Source organism: Pseudoflavonifractor sp. 60 (assembly GCF_009911645.1).
Lineage (GTDB): Bacteria > Bacillota > Clostridia > Oscillospirales > Oscillospiraceae > Lawsonibacter.
Window position 1 is genome coordinate 1 of sequence record NZ_QWKI01000269.1, and the last position, 393, is coordinate 393.

A 393-nucleotide genomic window follows, 5' to 3' on the forward strand; every position below is an offset into this window, starting at 1 on the left:
CATGGCCCTGGTTGACCGCTACACCAGCTTTGACGAGTTGACCACGCCCATGCTCAATGAGTTTGTGGAAAAGGTTGTTGTCCATGAGCGCGTGAGTGTAGGCCGCTATAAGCGCAAGCAGCGTGTTGACGTTTATTTCAATTTCATTGGGCTGATAGAACTTCCTGTCGAGCAGGAACCCGAAGCCCCTGCCGCCGCAGAGCCGCCCCAGGAGCGGTATGTTGCAGCAAATACCAGCTTTGCCCCGCTGGGCGAGTACCTTTCCCAGCAGACGGAGGACAGCGTTACCCTCTCTTTTGCAGACGTTGAGCGGGTAATCGGAAAGCCCCTCTGCAAATCGGCGTTCAAATTCTACTCCTATTGGTATCCAGGCGGCAACCGCCCGATCTCCAA

1 protein-coding gene is annotated in these 393 nt (G+C 55.5%); it reads left to right on the forward strand.

Going from position 1 to position 393, the window contains the following annotated elements:
- A partial coding sequence (locus tag D1646_RS21285; RefSeq protein WP_160638365.1) for a DUF4368 domain-containing protein occupies window positions 1-393 on the forward strand: 393 nt, incomplete at both ends.